General features: G+C 68.5%; 16 protein-coding genes. 5 read left to right on the forward strand and 11 right to left on the reverse strand.

Features of this window, described 5'->3' with window-relative positions; genetic code table 11:
- Positions 1 to 24: 24 nt before the first annotated feature.
- The 5 genes from YU1_RS0117040 to YU1_RS0117060 all read right to left on the reverse strand — a co-directional run bounded on the left by YU1_RS0117040 (position 25) and on the right by YU1_RS0117060 (position 6574).
- Positions 25 to 771, reverse strand: coding sequence for an SDR family oxidoreductase (locus YU1_RS0117040; RefSeq protein ID WP_029005098.1), 747 nt, complete (start codon positions 769 to 771; stop codon positions 25 to 27).
- On the reverse strand, positions 768 to 1451 hold the full coding sequence (locus tag YU1_RS29965; protein WP_245263365.1) for a GNAT family N-acetyltransferase: 684 nt from the start codon (positions 1449 to 1451) through the stop codon (positions 768 to 770). Before YU1_RS29965 ends, YU1_RS0117040 begins: the two co-directional genes overlap by 4 nt.
- Before the next feature lie 55 nt (positions 1452 to 1506).
- Entirely contained in the window at positions 1507 to 3321 is a 1815-nt protein-coding gene (locus YU1_RS0117050) for an IlvD/Edd family dehydratase (RefSeq protein ID WP_029005099.1), read from the reverse strand.
- Positions 3322 to 3458: 137 nt separating this feature from the next.
- Positions 3459 to 4139, reverse strand: a complete 681-nt coding sequence (locus tag YU1_RS0117055) for a Fe2+-dependent dioxygenase (protein ID WP_029005100.1) — start codon at positions 4137 to 4139, stop codon at positions 3459 to 3461.
- Between the two features lie 89 nt (positions 4140 to 4228).
- The gene (locus YU1_RS0117060; RefSeq protein WP_029005101.1) at positions 4229 to 6574 is read right to left on the reverse strand and encodes a TonB-dependent receptor; all 2346 of its coding nucleotides are present in this window, start codon (positions 6572 to 6574) and stop codon (positions 4229 to 4231) included.
- Between the two features lie 292 nt (positions 6575 to 6866).
- Between YU1_RS0117060 and YU1_RS0117065 the strand changes: the two genes are divergently transcribed.
- The 4 genes from YU1_RS0117065 to YU1_RS29970 all read left to right on the forward strand — a co-directional run bounded on the left by YU1_RS0117065 (position 6867) and on the right by YU1_RS29970 (position 9831).
- Positions 6867 to 7619 (forward strand): energy-coupling factor ABC transporter ATP-binding protein, encoded by a 753-nt coding sequence (locus tag YU1_RS0117065; protein WP_029005102.1) that lies wholly within the window; start codon positions 6867 to 6869, stop codon positions 7617 to 7619.
- A complete protein-coding gene (locus YU1_RS0117070; protein ID WP_029005103.1) occupies positions 7616 to 8269 on the forward strand; it encodes an energy-coupling factor transporter transmembrane component T in 654 nt (217 codons plus the stop codon). Before YU1_RS0117065 ends, YU1_RS0117070 begins: the two co-directional genes overlap by 4 nt.
- A complete protein-coding gene (locus YU1_RS0117075) occupies positions 8266 to 8820 on the forward strand; it encodes a biotin transporter BioY (RefSeq protein ID WP_245263366.1) in 555 nt (184 codons plus the stop codon). Before YU1_RS0117070 ends, YU1_RS0117075 begins: the two co-directional genes overlap by 4 nt.
- A 105-nt stretch (positions 8821 to 8925) precedes the next feature.
- Entirely contained in the window at positions 8926 to 9831 is a 906-nt protein-coding gene (locus tag YU1_RS29970) for a CHAD domain-containing protein (RefSeq protein WP_051356972.1), read from the forward strand.
- Between the two features lie 108 nt (positions 9832 to 9939).
- Here YU1_RS29970 and YU1_RS0117085 read toward each other — a convergent pair whose 3' ends face one another.
- On the reverse strand, positions 9940 to 11196 hold the full coding sequence (locus YU1_RS0117085) for a cupin domain-containing protein (RefSeq protein ID WP_029005105.1): 1257 nt from the start codon (positions 11194 to 11196) through the stop codon (positions 9940 to 9942).
- A gap of 296 nt (positions 11197 to 11492) precedes the next feature.
- Here YU1_RS0117085 and YU1_RS0117090 point away from each other — a divergent pair, with 296 nt between their 5' ends.
- Positions 11493 to 12509: a hypothetical protein gene (locus tag YU1_RS0117090; RefSeq protein ID WP_156922219.1), complete on the forward strand. Its 1017-nt coding sequence runs from the start codon at positions 11493 to 11495 to the stop codon at positions 12507 to 12509.
- 419 nt (positions 12510 to 12928) lie between these two features.
- Here the strand turns inward: YU1_RS0117090 and YU1_RS0117095 are convergent, their stop codons facing one another.
- From YU1_RS0117095 to YU1_RS0117115, 5 genes are all read right to left on the reverse strand, one after another.
- On the reverse strand, positions 12929 to 13663 hold the full coding sequence (locus YU1_RS0117095) for an ABC transporter ATP-binding protein (RefSeq protein WP_029005107.1): 735 nt from the start codon (positions 13661 to 13663) through the stop codon (positions 12929 to 12931).
- Positions 13656 to 14480 carry an ABC transporter ATP-binding protein gene (locus YU1_RS0117100; protein ID WP_035715700.1) on the reverse strand — a complete coding sequence of 275 codons (825 nt, stop codon included), beginning with the start codon at positions 14478 to 14480 and terminating at the stop codon, positions 13656 to 13658. Before YU1_RS0117100 ends, YU1_RS0117095 begins: the two co-directional genes overlap by 8 nt.
- The gene (locus YU1_RS0117105; protein ID WP_029005109.1) at positions 14477 to 15523 is read right to left on the reverse strand and encodes a branched-chain amino acid ABC transporter permease; all 1047 of its coding nucleotides are present in this window, start codon (positions 15521 to 15523) and stop codon (positions 14477 to 14479) included. Before YU1_RS0117105 ends, YU1_RS0117100 begins: the two co-directional genes overlap by 4 nt.
- Complete coding sequence (locus tag YU1_RS0117110; RefSeq protein ID WP_029005110.1) at positions 15520 to 16392, reverse strand: branched-chain amino acid ABC transporter permease; 873 nt, start codon at positions 16390 to 16392, stop codon at positions 15520 to 15522. Before YU1_RS0117110 ends, YU1_RS0117105 begins: the two co-directional genes overlap by 4 nt.
- Before the next feature lie 70 nt (positions 16393 to 16462).
- Positions 16463 to 17617, reverse strand: a complete 1155-nt coding sequence (locus YU1_RS0117115) for an ABC transporter substrate-binding protein (protein ID WP_029005111.1) — start codon at positions 17615 to 17617, stop codon at positions 16463 to 16465.
- Positions 17618 to 17631 lie beyond the last annotated feature (14 nt).

Below are 17631 nucleotides of genomic sequence, written 5' to 3' on the forward strand. Positions count from 1 at the left end.
GGGATCAGGCCGGATGGGCGGGCGTCAGAGCACCCAGCCGCCGTCGATGATATGGATCTGCCCGGTGGTGAAGGCGCTCTCGTCGCTGGCGAGATAGAGCGCCAGCGCGGCGATCTCCTCCGGCTTGCCGAGCCGGCCCATGGGCTGGCGGCCGACGAAGTCGGCGCGCACCTGCTTCAGGGTCTTGCCCGTTTCCGCCGCGACGGCGGCGATGCGCTCGTTCAGGCTGGGCGACTGGATGGTGCCGGGGCAGATGGCGTTGGCGCGCACGCCCTTCAGGATGAAGTCCGCCGCCACCGCCTTGGTGAGGCCGATGATGGCCGCCTTGGTGGTGCCGTACACATAGCGGTTCGGCACGCCGCGGATGGAGGAGGCCGCCGAGGCGATGTTGACGATGGAGCCGCCGCCCAGTTCCAGCATGCCCGGCAGGAAGGCCGAGATGGTGCGGTGGATCGAGGTCACGTTCAGGTCGAACGAGAAGTCCCAGTCCTGCTGCGAGGTCTCGAAGATGGTGCCCTGGTGGACATAGCCGGCGTTGTTGGAGAGGACATGGACCGGGCCGACGTCCTTGGCGAGGGCATTCACCGCATCCGTGCTCCGCACGTCGAGAGCGCGCAGCTCCGCGCCCTCCAGCCCGGCGAGCTTGCCCACGTCGAGATCGGTGGCGATCACCTTCGCGCCTTCGCGCACATAGGCCTCGGCGATCGCCCGGCCGATGCCCTGCCCCGCGGCGGTCACCAGCGCGGTCTTGCCCTTCAAGCGTCCGGTCATGGCGTTTCCTTCTCCAGATCGTTTCTGATGTCCTCCAGGCGGCGCTTCTGCCGGCCGTCCTGGTCGAAATTGTCCGGCGCCAGCCACGCCTCGAAGGCCGCCTTGGCGCGCGGCCATTCGGTGTCGAGCAGCGAGAACCACGTGGTGTCGCGGTTCCGTCCCTTGACGATCATGTGCTGGCGGAACAGGCCCTCATAGGTGAAGCCGAGGCGCGCCGCCGCCCGCCGCGAGGGGGCGTTCAGCGCGTTGCACTTCCACTCGTAGCGCCGGTAGCCCAGGTCCTCGAACACGTGCCGCGCCATGAGGTACATGGCCTCGGTGGCGGCCGGGGAGCGCTGGAGCGCGGGCGTGTAGAGAATGTTGCCCACCTCGATCACCCGGTGCGCCGGCTCGATGCGCATGTAGGTGGCATGGCCCACCGCCTTGCCGCCCGCCCTGTCCACCAGCGCGAACATGAGCGGGTCGTCCTTCTGCGCCGCCTCGGCATAAGAGCGGCGGAAGGCTTCGAGATCGGGGAATGGCGGAACCGAGAGATAGTCCCAGAGCGCGGCCTGCGCCGCCCCGCCATGGGACGCGGCGAACAGGTCGGCGGCGTGGAGGTCCACGTCGAACGGGCGCACGTCGATGTGCCGCCCCTCCAGCACCACGCGCGCCGGGCGGCGCGCGGGAGCCCCTGTCACGAGTTCGCCCTGGGGGCCCGCTCCGGCCCCGGCATCTTCGGTCATTGGCGGAAACCTAGTGGTTGTCGCGCGGAACGCCCATCGTCTGCGCGACCCGCTGATACTTCACCGCCGGCTTCAGGACCATGCCCTCATCGAACTGCTCGACCATGGAGCGCTGGATCTCCTGCCAGGGCGTTTGGCTCTTCGGCATGGGGAAGCCGCCATGGGCCTGGAGGTCGGCGCGGCGCTGGTTCAGTTCCTCGTCCGAGATGAGGATGTCGGCGGTGCCCTTCAGCAGGTCGATGCGCACCCGGTCGCCGGTCTTCAGGATGGCGAGCCCGCCGCCCGCCGCCGCCTCGGGCGAGGCGTTGAGGATGGAGGGCGAACCGGAGGTGCCGGACTGGCGGCCGTCGCCGATGCAGGGCAGCGCGTTGATGCCGCGCTTCAGCAGAGCCGCCGGTGGCTGCATGTTCACCACCTCGGCGCCGCCGGGATAGCCCAGCGGGCCGGTGCCGCGGATGAACAGCAGCGTGTGCTCGTCGATGCCCAGCGACGCATCGTCGATGCGGTGGTGGTAGTCCTCCGGCCCTTCGAACACCACGGCGCGGCCTTCGAAGGCATTGGGATCGGCCGGGTTGGACAGGAAGCGGTCGTGGAACTCCTGCGAGATCACGCTGGTCTTCATCAGCGCGTTGTTGAACAGGTTGCCGCGCAGCACCAGGAAGCCCGCCGCCTCCTTCAGCGGCTCGGCATAAGAGCGGATCACGTCGCGGTCCCAGCTCAGCTGGCCCTTGCAGTTCTCGCCGATGCTGCGCCCGTTCACGGTGAGCGCGCCCTCGTGGATCTTGCCCGCGTCGATGAGTTCGGCCACCACGGCGGGAATGCCGCCGGCGCGGTGGAACTCCTCGCCCAGATAGGCCCCCGCCGGCTGCATGTTGACCAGCAGCGGAATGTCGAGGCCGACGCTCTGCCAGTCGTCCACCGTCAGAGGCACGCCCACATGGCGGGCGATGGCGTTGAGGTGGATCGGCGCATTAGTGGAGCCGCCGATGGCCGAATTGACGCGGATGGCGTTCTCGAACGCCTCGCGGGTGAGGATGTCGGAGGGCTTCAGGTCCTCCCACACCATGTCGACGATCCGCCGGCCGGTCTCATAGGCGATCTGGCCGCGCTCGCGATAGGGCGCGGGAATGGCCGAGCAGCCCGGCAGCGACATGCCCAGCGCCTCGGCGAGGCCGTTCATGGTGGAGGCGGTGCCCATGGTGTTGCAATGGCCCACGGAGGGGGCGGAGGAGGCCACCACGTCCATGAAGGTGTCGTAGTCCATCTCGCCCGCCGCATGCTTGGCGCGGGCGTTCCACACCACCGTACCGGAGCCGGTGCGCTCGCCCTTCCACCAGCCGTTCAGCATGGGGCCGCCGGACAGCACGATGGCGGGGATGTTCACGGTGGCCGCCGCCATGATGCAGGCGGGGGTGGTCTTGTCGCAGCCGGTGGTCAGCACCACGCCGTCCAGCGGATAGCCGTAGAGCACCTCCACGAGGCCGAGATAGGCGAGGTTGCGGTCGAGCGCCGCCGTGGGCCGCTTGCCGGTCTCCTGGATGGGATGCACCGGAAACTCGAACGCCACGCCGCCCATGGCCGTGATGCCCTCGCGGATGCGCTTGGCGAGGTCGAGATGGTGGCGGTTGCAGGGGGAGAGGTCGGAGCCGGTCTGGGCGATGCCGATGATCGGCTTGCCGGACTGCAGCTCGGCGCGGGTGAGGCCGAAATTGAGATAGCGCTCCAGATAGAGCGCGGTCATCCCCGGGTTATCGGGATTGTCGAACCAGAGCTGCGACCTGAGCTTGCGGCCGTGCTTTTCGGGTTGATCCCCTTGTCCGACCATTGTTTTTTCTCCCTGGGACGACGCTTTCGAAGCGGCATTTCAATCGATTTGATTGCCGCTTTATGCGCCTCGCCGCGAGCGAAATCAATCAGGCTGGAGCGGTTACAAGCCGGAAGGCGGGGCCGCTGCCGTGCCTGTCAGACCTCGGCCCACTGCCGCAGGAGGTTATGGTAGACGCCGGTGAGCTGCACCGCCGAGACGTGGCCGGGATGGTCCTGGTTGAGGCGCATGATGGCCATGTCCATGTCGAACAGCATGGTGCGCTGGCCGGCGTCGCGGATCAGGCTCTGCGTCCAGAAGAAGGACGCCACCCGCGAGCCGCGGGTGATCGGCGTCACATGGTGCAGCGAGGTCGCCGGATAGACGATGGCATCGCCCGCCGGCAGCTTCACCTTGTGGGCGCCGTAGGTGTCCTCCACCACCAGCTCGCCGCCGTCATATTCGTCCGGCTCGGAGAGGAACAGCGTGGTGGACACGTCGGTGCGCATCTGGTCGCCGGTGGTGCGGACCAGGCGGATGGCATTGTCCACGTGCGAGCCGAAGGTCATGCCCGCGTCGTAGCGGTTGAACATGGGCGGCAGGATGCGGCGGGGCAGGACGGCCGACATGAACAGCGCCGAGCGCTCCAGCGCGCCGCGCACCATGTCGCCCAGTTCGCGCGCCTCCGGGCCGCCGTCGGGCAATTGGAGGTTCTTCTTCACGTTCACCGCCTGCGCCCCGGCGGTGGTGCGCCCGTCCACCCAGCCGGCCTGATCCATCACCGCCCGGCAACGGGCCACCTGCTCGGGTGTCAGCACCTTGGGGATACGGATCATCATCGCGAACGGCACTCCGCGCGGGCCGGGCCGCGCTCGAAAAGGGGTGGCCGCCGCGCCGGAGGGGCGCGGCGGCCGGCTTGCTGCGGGGATCAGAAGGTGGCGCGCGCCGTCAAGGTGGCGGTGCGGCCGGCGGCCGGAACGGCCTGGCCGCCGTAATATTGGGCGTAATAGAGCTCGTCGGTCAGGTTGTAGACGTTGACCTGGACCTGGAAGTTCTTGGTGATCTGGTAGCTCGCCATGGCGTCGAAGGCCCAATAGGAGGGCACGTAGACGGTGTTGTTCACGTTGGCGTAGGTGGCATCGTTATAGGTGCCGCCGAAGCCCACGAGGAGGGCCTGGGTGACGTTGTAGGCGGTCCAGAACGAGAAGGAGTTCGGCGGCGCGTTCGGCAGCTCCTTGCCCACCGTCGCGCGGGTCGCCGCGGTGGCGAGCGGATCCACGCTCAGAATCTCGGTGTCGAGATGCGTGAAGCTGGCGGTGACGTTCCACTCCTTGGTGAGCGCGCCGCCGACGCTGAGCGAATAGCCCTGCACCCGCTGCTCGCCGCCGAGCACCGTCGGCGGCAGGTCCGCCGTGCCGTCGGTGGCGACGCGCGTGTTGGTCTTCATGGTCTGGAACAGGGCGCCCGAGAGCGTCACGCGACCATCCAGCACCATCGCTTTCACGCCGGCCTCGGCCGTGGAGTTCTTTTCCGGCGCCAGCGTCGCCGTGCCGTTGTCCAGGACGCCATATTCGGCGGAGGGGTTCGAGGACGTGCCATAGGTGGCGTAGAGATTGACCGTCTCGATCGGCGAGAAGATCACGCCGACCTTGTAGTTGAACAGCTGGTCGTTGCTGTTCAGGGACAGCGGCACCGCGCTCGATGCGGCGCCATTGTTGGTGATGGTGACCGCATCATAGTCCGTGGCGGCATTGTCGAGGCGGACGCCGCCCATGATCTGCCAATATTTGTTGAGCTTGATCTGGTCGGCGCCGTAGATCGCCACGTCGGTCATGGTCGTGCCGTTCGTGGTGCTGGGCAAATAGCTCGGATAGCCGCCGACGCCGAGATTGGCGGACACGTCGATGGGATTGATAAGCGACACGCGGCAGGCCGCGACGGTCGGGCTGCACAGGTTGTAGCGCTCTTGGTCGCGGGTCTCGCGGGTGATTTCGACGCCGGCATTCAGCGTGTGCTCGAACTCGCCCCATTTGAACTTCGCCACCATGTCGGTGATGTTCGAGAACTGGGTGGCGTCGGTTTCCGTCTGGAAACGCTGCATGCCGATGGTCATCGAGCCCACCGGATAGAGCGTCGGGACCGTGGTCGAGCCGGTGATCGTGCCGATGGAGCGCGGCGCGGTCACGCGGGCCAGGCGGTCGTTAGCGGTGTAGCGCGTGCCGTTGGTCAGGGTCACGTAGTCGTTCAGTTCGTGCTCGAACTGCAGCGTCACCATGTTGGTGTCGGTCGTCACCTTGTCGGCGAACGGGCCGTTGGTCACGCCGTACCAGGTATTGCGGGGCACCGGCACCGGCGCGGTGGCCGTGCCGTTGCCATAATAGCCGCCCACCGGCTGCCCGAAGTTCGCCGCCGAGGTGCTCAGCGTCGGCACCGGCAGATAGGGCACGCCATAGTCCGGCACGCTCTCTTCGTGCTGGTAGTAATAGGACAGCGTCGCCGTCGTCCGGTCGCTCAGCTTGGCGGTGATGGTGGGCGCCACGCCCCAGCGGGTGGCGTTGACGTTGTCGCGGTCCTGCACGTCCACGTCCTGCGCCATCAGGTTGATGCGGGCATAGACGTTGTCGTTGAACTTGCCGTTGGCATCGAGCGTGGTGCGCCAGCCGTTGCTGGTGTAGCCGGTCACGTCCGCATTCACGAAGGTGGCGTTCTTCGGCAGCTTCGAGACCAGGTTGATGGCGCCGCCGGTGGAGCCGCGGCCGAAGGCGAAGGACGACGGGCCGAGGAAGATGTCCACCTGCTCGGTGTCGAACATGTCGCGCGTGTACCAGCCCGGATCACGGATGCCGTCGCGATAGATGTCGCCGCGGGCCGAGAAGCCGCGGATGATGGGATTGTCGCCCTGCTGGCCGCCCTCGCCGGCGCTGAAGGTGATGCCGGAAACGTTGCGCAGCGCCTGTTCCAGCGTCACGTCGTTCTGCTGGGTCATCACCTCCTGGGTGACGACATTCACCTGCTGCGCCATGTTGAAGATCGGCACCGGCAGGCGCGTCACCCCGGTATTCTCGGCGACGAAGCCGCCGGTGTCGCCCTGCACCTGCACGGTGGGCAGGTCGAGCTCGGTGCCGCCGGTGGCTGCCTGCTGCGCCAGGGCCGGCCCCGCCGCCATCGCCGAGGCGACGCCCACCGTGAGGTGCAGCGATCCCATGAGCGCGGCGCGCAGCCCTTCCGGCTGGCTGGATGAGCGGATTCCTTCCGCAGCAACATTCGCGGACATATGCGTCGTCCCCCTGAAACGCGGGCCCCACCAGGCGAGCACACGTAAGAAAGTTCATCTCGATGGTTTCGTTTTATTTCCATCGCTTGCTACGCAGCAATGAAAAAGGACACGAAAGTGCCACATTTGAGCCGTGCTAAAGTGAGCTGTTCTGGATTTTGAATAAATATAAACTGGAATAGCGGCGCGGCACCTTTTCTTCAGCTTCCGGTTGTTCGCCGGGCGGCGGCGGACGCCCCCTTGCACGCACCGCAAAACGCTGTCATGGCGAGCGCGAAACACGGGAAAGACCATGGCAGGTGGGGCGCGTGCGCAGCGCGAAAGCGGAGAGGCCGGCGGCATCGCGCTGCGCGACGTCTGGCTGGACCGGGGCGACGCCCCGCTGTTTCGCGGCCTCGACCTCACCCTCGGCGAGCGGCGCATCGGCCTCGTAGGCGCCAACGGTTCCGGCAAGAGCAGTCTGCTGCGCCTGATCAACGGCCTCATCGTGCCGGCGCGGGGCGAGATCACCGTGGCCGGGCTCGATGCCCGCGCCCACCGCCGCGACCTGCCCGGCCGCGTCGGCTTCGTGTTCCAGAATGTGGACCACCAGATCCTCTTCCCCACCGTCCGGGAGGAGGTGGCGTTCGGCCTTGCGGAACAGGGCCTGCCCCGTGCCGAAGCCCGCGCCGGGGCCGAGCGGCTGCTGGCCGCCCACGGCTGCGCCGGCTGGGGCGAGCGGGCGGTGGAGGAATTGTCCGAGGGCCAGAAGCAGTTGGTCTGCATCCTGGCCGCCATCGCCCCGGGGCCGCCGATCCTGGCCATGGACGAGCCCCTGGCGAGCCTTGATCTCGCCACCCGCCTGTCGCTGCTGGCCCGCCTCAGGGCCTTGCCGCAGCAGATCCTGATGGCCAGCCACGATCTGGACCTGCTGGCCGATTTCGACCGCATCGTCTGGCTGGAGGCCGGCGCCGTCGCCGGCGACGGCCCGCCGCGGGAAGTGCTGCCGCGCTATCGCGCCCACGAGATGGCGCGGGCCGCCACCGCCGCGGGCGTCCTGCCATGATGTCCAGCTACCTGCCCGGGCATTCGCCGCTGCACCGACTGCCGGCCGGCGCCAAGCTCCTGGCGCTGGCAGGGCTCAGCCTCCTGCTGCTGCCGGCGGACAGCGCGCTCCTGCTCGCCGGCGCGCTGCTAGCGGTGCTGCTCGCCTATGCGGCACTGGGCCGGCGCGCCCTGGCGCGCCTCGCCTTGCTGCGCCCGCTGGGGCCGGTCCTGCTGCTCATGGTGCTGCTCCAGGCCTGGGCCGGCGACTGGAGCCGCGCCGCCGTCGGCGCCGGGTTCGCCGTGGCGCTGCGCATCCTGCTCATGGTGCTGCTGGCCGACCTCGTGACCCTGTCCACCCCCATGCAGGACATGATGGACGCGCTGGAGCGGGTGCTGCGGCCGTTCGAGCGCTTCGGCGTCGCCCCGCGCAAGCTGGCGCTGGCGGTGGCGCTGGTGGTGCGCTTCGTCCCCGTCCTGCTCTCCGCATGGCGGGCGCGGGAGGAGGCGTGGCGCGCCCGCAGCACGCGGCGGCCAGCGCTGGCGCTGGTGCCGGGCTTCCTCGCCCAGACGCTGCGCCTGGCCGACCATGTGGCCGATGCCCTCGACGCGCGCGGCTTCGGCCGCCCGGCGGACCGGCCAAGCCCTTCGGATAAAAGGACAATGCCGTGAGAGACGAGGCCGCCCTGGGAACCCGTTCGCTGGTGCGCATCGCGCTGTTCGCCGCCCTGATCGGCGCGCTCGGCCTCGTTCCGCCGCTCTATCTGCCCATCGTCGCCGGCCTGCCGATCAGCGTGCAGAGCCTCGGCGTGATGCTGGCGGGGCTCATTCTCGGCGGGCGCGACGGCGCGCTGGCGGTCGCCCTGTTCCTGCTGGTGGTAGCGCTCGGGGCGCCGCTCCTGTCCGGTGGGCGGGGCGGGCTCGGGGTGTTCTTCGGCCCCACCGCCGGCTTCCTGCTGGGCTTCCTGCTGGGCGTCTATGTCATCGGCTGGCTGGCGCCGCGCCTGCCGGGGCCGCCGGTGGTGGCCGCCTTCGCCGCCGCCGTCATCGGCGGGATCGGCGTGGTCTATCTGTTCGGCGTGCCGGGCTTCGCGCTCATCGCCCACCTGCCGCTGTCGAAGGCGCTGGCGGGCAGCGTGGTGTTCCTGCCCGGCGACCTGGTCAAGGCGCTGCTCGCCGCGCTCGCCGCCCGCAGCCTCGCCCGCGCCAGACCGGGCCGCTAGAAATCAAGCCGAATCAAGGCCTTGGCGGCCGCCGACCGTCCCCGGCCACGGGGTGCGCCGCCTTGGCCGGGGACGGATGGCCTGCAATGTGCGACACTCCCAGCCATGACCGCCACGCCCCAGCCTGACGCCCCCGCCCCGCCCGCAACCCTTGCCAGCCTTGTCGCCGAGGAGGCCGGAGCGGCCCTCGCCGCCGCCCTCGCCGCCGCGCTCGACCAGGTGGCCGAGGCGCTCGCCGAGGCCGACGCGGTGGAGATGGTGCATGACGTGCGCAAGGCGCTGAAGGGCTACCGGGCCTTGCTGCGCCTCATTCCGGGGCCGGAGGCCGAGGCCGCCCGCGCCCGCGCCTCGGACGCCGCGCGCGGCCTCTCCGCCAGCCGCGACCGGCAGGCGGCGCTCGATGCGCTGGAGGCTTTGGCCGACGCCGGCCTGCTGCCGGCCAAGGACGCCAAGGCCGCCGCGGCGGTGATCGCGGCCCAGCCGGACGCCACGGAACAGGCGACCGACCAGCGTGTCGCGATCCAGGATTTCCTCGACGGCGCAAGGGCTTCGCTTGCCGATGGGCTGGCGGCGGCGGCGCGGGAGGCGGATGTGGTCGCCGGCCTGCGCCAGGCCTATCGCCGCGCCCGCGCCGCTCCGGATTGGACCCGGCCGGAAGGATTGCATGCGCTGCGCAAGCGCGTGGTGGCGCACCGCTACCAGATGGACTTCTGCGCCGACTTCTGCGGCGCCGGCGCCAAGCGCGCCCGCAAGGCCCAGCGGCTGCGCGATATTCTCGGGATTCATCAAGACCTTGAGGCGCTCAAGCCGCGCCTCGCCGCGGCCCTGGGCACGGCCCAGGAGGCGCTCATGTCGGAGGTCGCCGCCGCCATCCGGGCGCTCCAGCGGCGGCTGGTCCGGCAGGCCAAGGCCGGGCATGCGCGACTGTTCCGCGCCCCGGCCAGGGCCTTCGCCGCGAAGCTGGCCCGGCGCATGGAAGATGCCGGCGGGAGCCCGCCCCCCGCCGGATAGGACATCAATTCCCCATGTAAAAACCGTGTCGCACCCCGGCTTCGACACGAAGTTCCCCATCGATTCCGTGTCGTATGACACTGCTCCGTGTCGCAAGACACCCGCGCCCTACTCCGGCACCACCGCCGGCTTGTCGGACGGGAAGCGGGCGATGGTCGCCTCGTCCACATTGAGGTGCTGGGCCACCATGGCGCGCGGGGTATGCGCCAGCCAGTCGGACAGCGACACGTCCTGGAATTCGGGGGCGCGGAATACCTCCAGGAAGACGAGATCGGTGGTGCCGGTGTTGCGCACGTAATGGCCGAGCGACTTCTTCACATAGCCGATGTCGCCGGGCTTGAAATTCTGCGTCACCGCCTTCGGCCCGGTGTTGAACACCGTCATCTCCGCCGCGCCGGCGATATAGTATTGCCACTCGTCGGCGTTGGGGTGCCAGTGCATCTCGCGCATGCCGCCGGGGTGCACGGTGACCAGCGCCGCGGCGATGGTGGTGGCGGCCGGGAAATTGCGGCTGTCGACGATGCGCACCTCCCCGCCCCGGGTGCGGCGGGTGGGCTCCATGCCGGTAAGGTTGAACACCGAGGATTGCGGCATACGCCCGGCCGCGCCCGCCGCCTGCGCCTGGTCGGCCGCCAGCGGGCCGGGCATCCGGCCCTGGAAGATGTAGAGGTCGTCCAGTGGAATGCGGGCGAAGGTCTCCGCCGGCAGGCCGAAATTGAGCGCCAGAACATCAGGCGGCGTGTGGGCCATCCACTCGGTCAGCATCAGGGTGTTGTATTCGGTGGCCTTGCCGTCGTCGAAGCACAGGATGAACTCGGTGCCGTCCTCGCCGATGCCCTGGAGCGAGTGCGGCAGGCCGGCGGGAAAGTACCACAGCCCGCCCTCGCCCACGTCCTCCACATTGGCCCGGCCGGAAGTGTCGATGGTGGTGATGCGGCAGGCGCCCTTGGAGACATAGGCCCATTCCGCCTGCTGGTGCCAGTGCATCTCGCGGATGCCGCCGCGGGTGAGGCGCATGTTGACGCCGGCGATGGTCTCGGAAATGGCGAAGTCCGCCTGCGTCACCTGCCGGGCCCAGCCGCCGTTCTGGATCCGCCGCGGGGCGTTGTTGAACGAGGCCCAGAACAGCGGCATGTCGCCGACATCGGTCGCCGGCGGCGAGAAGGCGCCGGGAAACTGCGCCGCGAGCGCCGGGTTCTGCGGCCCGGGGTCGGTGGCGCTCGCGGGATTGTCGAGCGTGTTGACCGCGCCCTGCGGCGGCCGGTCGGGATTGCCGAAGCTGGCGGCCTGGGCGGCGGTGGCGGCGGTGGCCACCGTGCCGGCGGCGGCGGCGGCCAAGAGATGGCGGCGCGAGAGCGTGTCCATGGCGGGGTCCCCTGCTGCCGCCGATTCGGCGGCGATCGTTCCATCATACCGCAGCCTGGATGATGGCGAGATGGCAGCGGCGGGCGGGCGACGGCGCCCGCACCGGCCGGCGGGCTGGCCGGCGCAACAGTCATCCCGCAACTTTATATTGGAAGGATCATGTGCTACCTTACCTAAGGTTAAGAATATTGCCTGCGATTTATTATCCTTCCTCTCATCCAGCATGATGCTGGTGTTCGCATCACAGCCCGCCCCCACATGACGTGGCCGACGGCGCCTTCGCTCCGGAGGACGGCATGATTTCGAACGTCAGCGCATCCTATAACGTCCTGTCATTGTTCACGGAAAAGACAGGGGACACATCGCCCGCCACGGCCGTGGACGCCATCATCGAGAAGGTGCGGCAGATGCGCGCCGACGCGAGCCCGTCCTACACGCGGGGAGCGAGCCTCGGCGCCGTCGCTTGGCTGGCGCAGACGGAAGCCGAGTCAACCGACACCCAGCTCACTGCGGCCGACCTCGCCACCGACGAGGTGAAATCGCGCTTCACCAGCGAGGCTGCGTATAACAATTTCATATACGCATTCGAACATGACGAGAGCGGAAATTGGGTGAATTCCGATAGTCTGGATTATATGATTGATTATATGCAATGGTCATATGATTACGACCAGGGCAAGCAGACATTCATCGACAAAGCCAACGCCGCAGGATCCGATAAAATACTCGAACTTATATCCCGCGGTACTGATATTACGACCATGTCCTCCAATATTGCAGTATATAACAGCGCCTTCACATTATCTCAAAGCGGCAAAATTTTCATCGAAGAGCAAACCGAAAAACTGAAGTCGACGACAGACGCATCCGAGATCGCGCGCATCACGGATGGCATCGAGATGGCGACCTCATACATCGAGAGCAAGAAGGATCTGGTCGCGAATTTCCAGATCTACATGGATTATGTCCAATGGGACTGGAGCGCCAGAGAGGTCTATGACGTCGCCGGAAAATTCGCCGAGAAGACGGCGGACGGGACATATGAGATCGGCGTCTTCCAGATCAGCCTCAAGAGTACCGGACGCGTATTCTGGAACCATGACGGCAGCGGCACGGCGCAAGTCTCCAATGCTGGCGGGACCGAGTATAGAGACGAAGATCTGCATTATATGAAGAAATTCTATGAAACGCAGACGTCGACGTCGATGTCGGATCTGGTCCAGCGCGTGCAGACCAACCACCCCTACAGGATGGTGGTAGACGGCCGCGTCGTGCACACCAACAAGCCCCCGTCCGTGACGAGCGAGGGCTGAGCGCGCGCGGCGGCCCGCCGGCATGGTGGGCCGCCAGCATGGTAGCCGCCGGCACTGCGGCGCGCCAAGCGGAACCCCGCCGGCCTGCGGGCATTCGGTGGCACGCCATCTTCCTCGCGCGCGCCGCTCCCCCTCCCCCCTTGCGGGGGAGGGCTGGGGAGGGGGGTGAAACGGCTGGGGAAGAACGCGCGGATCGGCACGGGCGCCGCGTCAGCAGCGCGCGGAGAAAGGCCACGCCGGTCGCCCACGGAGAGCGCGTCACCCCCCTCCCTGCCCTCCCCCGCAAGGGGGGAGGTGCCCGCGCCGGTTCTTCGCCGTGACGCCGGGCGGCAGCGACAATCCCATCCATCCATGCATCGGAAGAGGGCCGGTGCGGGAGCGGCACGCAGGCCTGCCGTCTCCCGTCCGCCTGTCCCCCCTCAGGCGCGGATGCGGTGGGCGGTCTCGACCTCGCCGCCCAGATAGGCGGCGCGCACATGCGGGTCGGCGATCAGCTCGGCGCCCGGGCCGGACATGACGATGCGCCCCGCCTCCAGCAGATAGGCATGGTCGCACAGTTCCAGCGCCGCATAGGCGTTCTGCTCCACCAGCAGCACGGTGGCGCCGCCGTCGCGGATGGCGCGGATGATGGACAGCACCTGCTCGACGATGTTCGGCGCCAGCCCCAGCGAGGGCTCGTCGAACAACACCAATTTGGGCCGCGACATCAGCGCCCGGCCGATGGCCAGCATCTGCTGCTCGCCCCCCGACAGCGTGCCCGCCGCCTGGGCGCGGCGCTCGGCGAGGCGCGGGAAATCCGCATAGACGCGGGCGTAGTCCTGCCGCACGCCGGCCGCGTCATGGCGCAGATAGGCGCCCATGGCGAGGTTCTCCGCCACGCTCATGTGCGGGAACACGCGCCGCCCTTCCGGGCAATGAGCGATGCCCAGCCCCAGCATGCGGCGCGGGTCGGCTCCCGTCACGTCCCGCCCCTCGAAAAGGATCGAGCCCGAGCGCGGCTTCACCAGGCCGGAGATGGCGCGCAGCGTGGTGGACTTGCCGGCGCCGTTGGCGCCCACCAGCGCCACCAATTGCCCCGCCCCCACCTGAAGCGAGATGCCCTTCAGCGCCGCCACCTGCCCGTAGGCGCACACCAGATCGCGGATCTCAAGCATGGGCCGCCTCCTGCATAGCGGCCTGCGCCACCGCCGCGGCGGCGCCCTTGCCGAGATAGGCCTCGATCACCGCCGGATCGGCGCGGATGGCGTCCGGCGGGCCCTCGGCGATGAGCCGGCCGTAGTTCAGCACCACGATGCGGTCGGACACCTCCATCACCATGGGCATGTCGTGCTCCACCAGAAGGATGGTGACGCCGCGCGCGCGGATGGTGCGCAGCAGATCAACGAACACCTGCGTCTCCGAGGCGTTCATGCCGGAGACCGGCTCGTCCAGCAGCAGCATGGACGGCCGGGTGGCCAGCGCCAAGGCGACACCCACCAGGCGCTGCTCGCCATAGGAGAGCGCGCCCGCCTTCTCCTGCGCCCGGCCGGAAAGGCCAACCAGATCAAGGATGGCGCGGGCATTCTCATGCGCCGCGCGCTCCGCGGCGCGCTCGCGCTTCAGGTTGAACACCGCGTCGAAGAGCCGCCCGCCGCCTTCGCGGTGAAGGCCGATGAGCACATTGTCCAGCACCGTGTCGTCCGGGAACACGCTGGTGCGCTGGAAGGTGCGCGCCAGCCCGAGCCGGGTGATGCTGTGCGGCTGGAGACCGCCGAGCGGCACGCCCTTGAAGCGCACCTCGCCTTGCGTGGGCTTCAGGAAGCCGGTGATGACGTTGAACGCCGTGGTCTTGCCGGCGCCGTTGGGGCCGATGAGGCTGAGGATCTCGCCGGGCCGCACGTCGAAGTGGAGGTCGGCGATGGCGGTGAGGCCGCCGAAGCGCACCATCACATGGTCCACGCAGAGGATGGGCGCGGTATCGGACACGCTCATGGCCGGCTCTCCGCTTCGACGGGCTTCTGTGCCGCCGCCGCGCGCGGCCGGCGGGCGGCGAGCGCCTCCAGCTTCGGCACGATGCCGCGCGGCATCAGGAACAGGATGAGGATGAGCACGGCGCCATAGACGATCCACTGCGCCTCCGGCGCCAGCACCGGGCGCAGCGCCACCGGCAGCAGGCCGAAGATCAGCCCGCCCACCACCGGGCCGATCAGCGTGCCCTTGCCGCCGCTCACCACCATGATGACCATGGTGACGGTGGTGGAGAACAGGAACACGTCCGGATCGACGATGCGGAAATAATGCGCGTAGAGGCTGCCGGCGGCGCCCGCCATGGCCGCGGAGGCGGTGGCGGCGATGGTCAGCGTGCGGGTGGCGTTCACCCCCACGGAGAGGGCCAGCGCCTCGTTCTCCTTCAGCCCGCGCATGGCGCGGCCGAAGCGCGAGCGGGTGAAGCGCGCCACCACCAGATAGGACAAGGCGGCGACGGCGAGCACCAGGTAATAGTTCTGCACCTTGGTGCGGAAGATCATCTCCCCCAGCCCCGGCAGGCCGAGCCGCATGGCCGGGATGCCGGTGAGCGCCAGAGGGCCCTGGGTCAGCTCCACCCAGTTCAGCGCCACGAGGCGGACCACCTCGGCGAAGGAGATGGTGACGATGACGAAATAGGCCCCGCGCACGCGGAACGACAGGCGGCCCACCAGATAGCCCGTTGCGCCGGCGATCAGCACCGCCAGCACGAAGCCGGCGAGCGGCGGCCAGGGCTCGTGCACCACGCGCCAGCCGAACAGCAGCTCCACGTCGAAGCCGAGCGCGGTGAGCGCGCTGGCATAGGCGCCGATGCCGAAGAAGGCGATGTGCCCGAGGCTGAGCTGGCCGGTATAGCCGAGCAGCAAATTGAGGCTCATGGCGCCGATGGTGAAGATGCCGGTCTGGATCAGCGCGTTGAGCAGATAAGGGTCGCTCAGGCCCAGCGGCAGCAGGGCCAGGACCACGAGCAGGGCCAGGGGGAGATGGGAGAGGGGCAGATGGCGCGTCATCCGATGCGCTCCGCCCGCGCGAACAGGCCGGTGGGCTTCACCAGCAGCACGGCGATGATGATGAGGAAGCCCATGGCGTCGCGATAGCCCGAGGAGACGTAGCCGGCGCCGAATTCCTCCGCCAAGGCCAGGATGAAGCCGCCGATGGTGGCCCCGCTGATGGAGCCGAGCCCGCCGAGGATGACGATGGCGAACGCCTTCACCGCCGCCAGGTCTCCCATCTGCGGGAACACCACATAGACCGGGCCGAGCAGCGCGCCGGCGGCGGCGGCCAGCGCCGAGCCGATGGCGAAGGTGGCGGTGTAGATGAAGCCGACGTTCACCCCCATCAGCGCCGCCGTGTCGGCATCCTGGAAGCTCGCCCGCATGGCGCGGCCGAGGCGGGTGCCGTTGATGAGGCCGTAGGTCACCGCGATCAGCGCCAGCGCGGCGGCGAACACGAACACCCGCAGCCAGGACAGCGACACCGGGCCGATCTGGAGGGGCGCGTCCGGGAAGGGCGTGGGGATGGCCTTGGCCACGCCGCCAAAGATCCACAGCGTGCCCGATTGCAGGATGATGCCGGCGCCGATCATCACCAGCATCGTGGTGTCCATGTCCGAGCCGCGCAGCGGGCGCAGCAGCACCAGCTCGATCAGCGCGCCGAGCGCGAGGCCGGCGAGGATCGCCACAGGCAAAGCGAGGAAGAAGTCGAGCCCCAGCGCCGCGCAGGCGAGATAGGCGGCATAGGCGCCGAAGGTGTAGAGCGCGCCGTGGGTGAAGTTCACCACGTTCATGATGCCGAAGATCAGCGTCAGCCCGATGCCCAGCAGGGCATAGGTGCCGCCGAGCACCAGGGTGTTGAGGAGATGTTGCAGGGCCTGCGTCACGGGCGGCTCCGAAAAGAGACAGGGCGCGGAAAGGCGGCCCGCCCGGCGCGCGCCGGGCGGGCCGGGAGGATCACAGCTCGACGAGGCTCACCTTCCCGCCGTCGATCTTGATGAGATAGACCTGCGGCTTGCTCTGGCCGCTCTCCTTGCCCGCCGGGCCGGTCTTGACGAACTGGATCGGGCCGTTAAGGCCCATGAACTTGACCTCCCAGAACGCCTTCTGGATCGCCTTGGGATCGGTGGAGCCGGCCTTCTCGATGGCGGCGGCGATGGCGCGGATGCCGTCATAGCCGCGGAAGCTCTCGGTGGCGCCGGCGAACTCGAAGCCGCGCTTCTTCCACTCGCCGAGGAAATAGGCGGTGGCTTCCGGGTTCGGCGTCTTGGCCGGGTCCCAGGGCAGGAAGGTGGTGAGGTGCAGCGTGCCGTCGGCGGCGGCGCCGGCCTGGGCGATGATCTGGTCGGGGTTCTGCGAGCCGCCGGTGGTGATCACCCGCTTCTTCAGGCCGAGCGCGGCCATCTGCTTGAAGATCAGGGTGAGCTGGTCCACCGCCGTGGTGATGACGATGGTGTCGCTGTCCGAGGCCTTGATCTTGGCGAGTTGGGCGCTCATGTCCTGCGCCGCCTGGTCCATGGTCTCCACCAGGCCGACCTCGACGCCCTTGGACTTCAGCATGGCGCCGAAATCGAGCGCGGCGCCGCGGCCCCAGTCGTTGTTGATGACCAGGAAGTCCACCTTCTTCAGGCCGAGCTTGTCCACCTTGGGCGCGAACAGCTCCGCCTCCAGCGAGGACGGCGGCGAGATGCGGAAGACGTAGGGATTGCCGGAGGTGGTGATCTTGCCGGAGGAGGAGGTCTCCACCAGCATGGGCACCTCATAGTCCATGAGCTTGGGCATCACCGCCAGGGTGAGGCTGGAGCCCCAGGCGCCCATCATCACCGGCGTCTTGTCGGAAGTGATGAGCTTCTCCGCCACGGCGGCGGCCTCGGTGGGGTTGCTCTTGTTGTCCTCGATGACGAGCTCGATCTTCTTGCCGCCGATGCCGCCCTTGGCGTTGATCTCGTCGGCGGCGATCTTGGCGCCGTTCACCACATAGGTGCCCGAGGCCGCGAACGGGCCGGTGAGCGGCTCGTTGACGCCGATCTTGATGGTCTGGGCCGAGGCCGCGCCGGCGAGAAGCGCCAGCGAGAGAGCGGCAAGCGAAGCTAAGCGGAACGGTCTCGACATCTCGGGTCTCCAGG

It is taken from the genome of Azorhizobium doebereinerae UFLA1-100, from assembly GCF_000473085.1.
In the GTDB taxonomy this organism is placed as follows: Bacteria; Pseudomonadota; Alphaproteobacteria; order Rhizobiales; family Xanthobacteraceae; genus Azorhizobium; species Azorhizobium doebereinerae.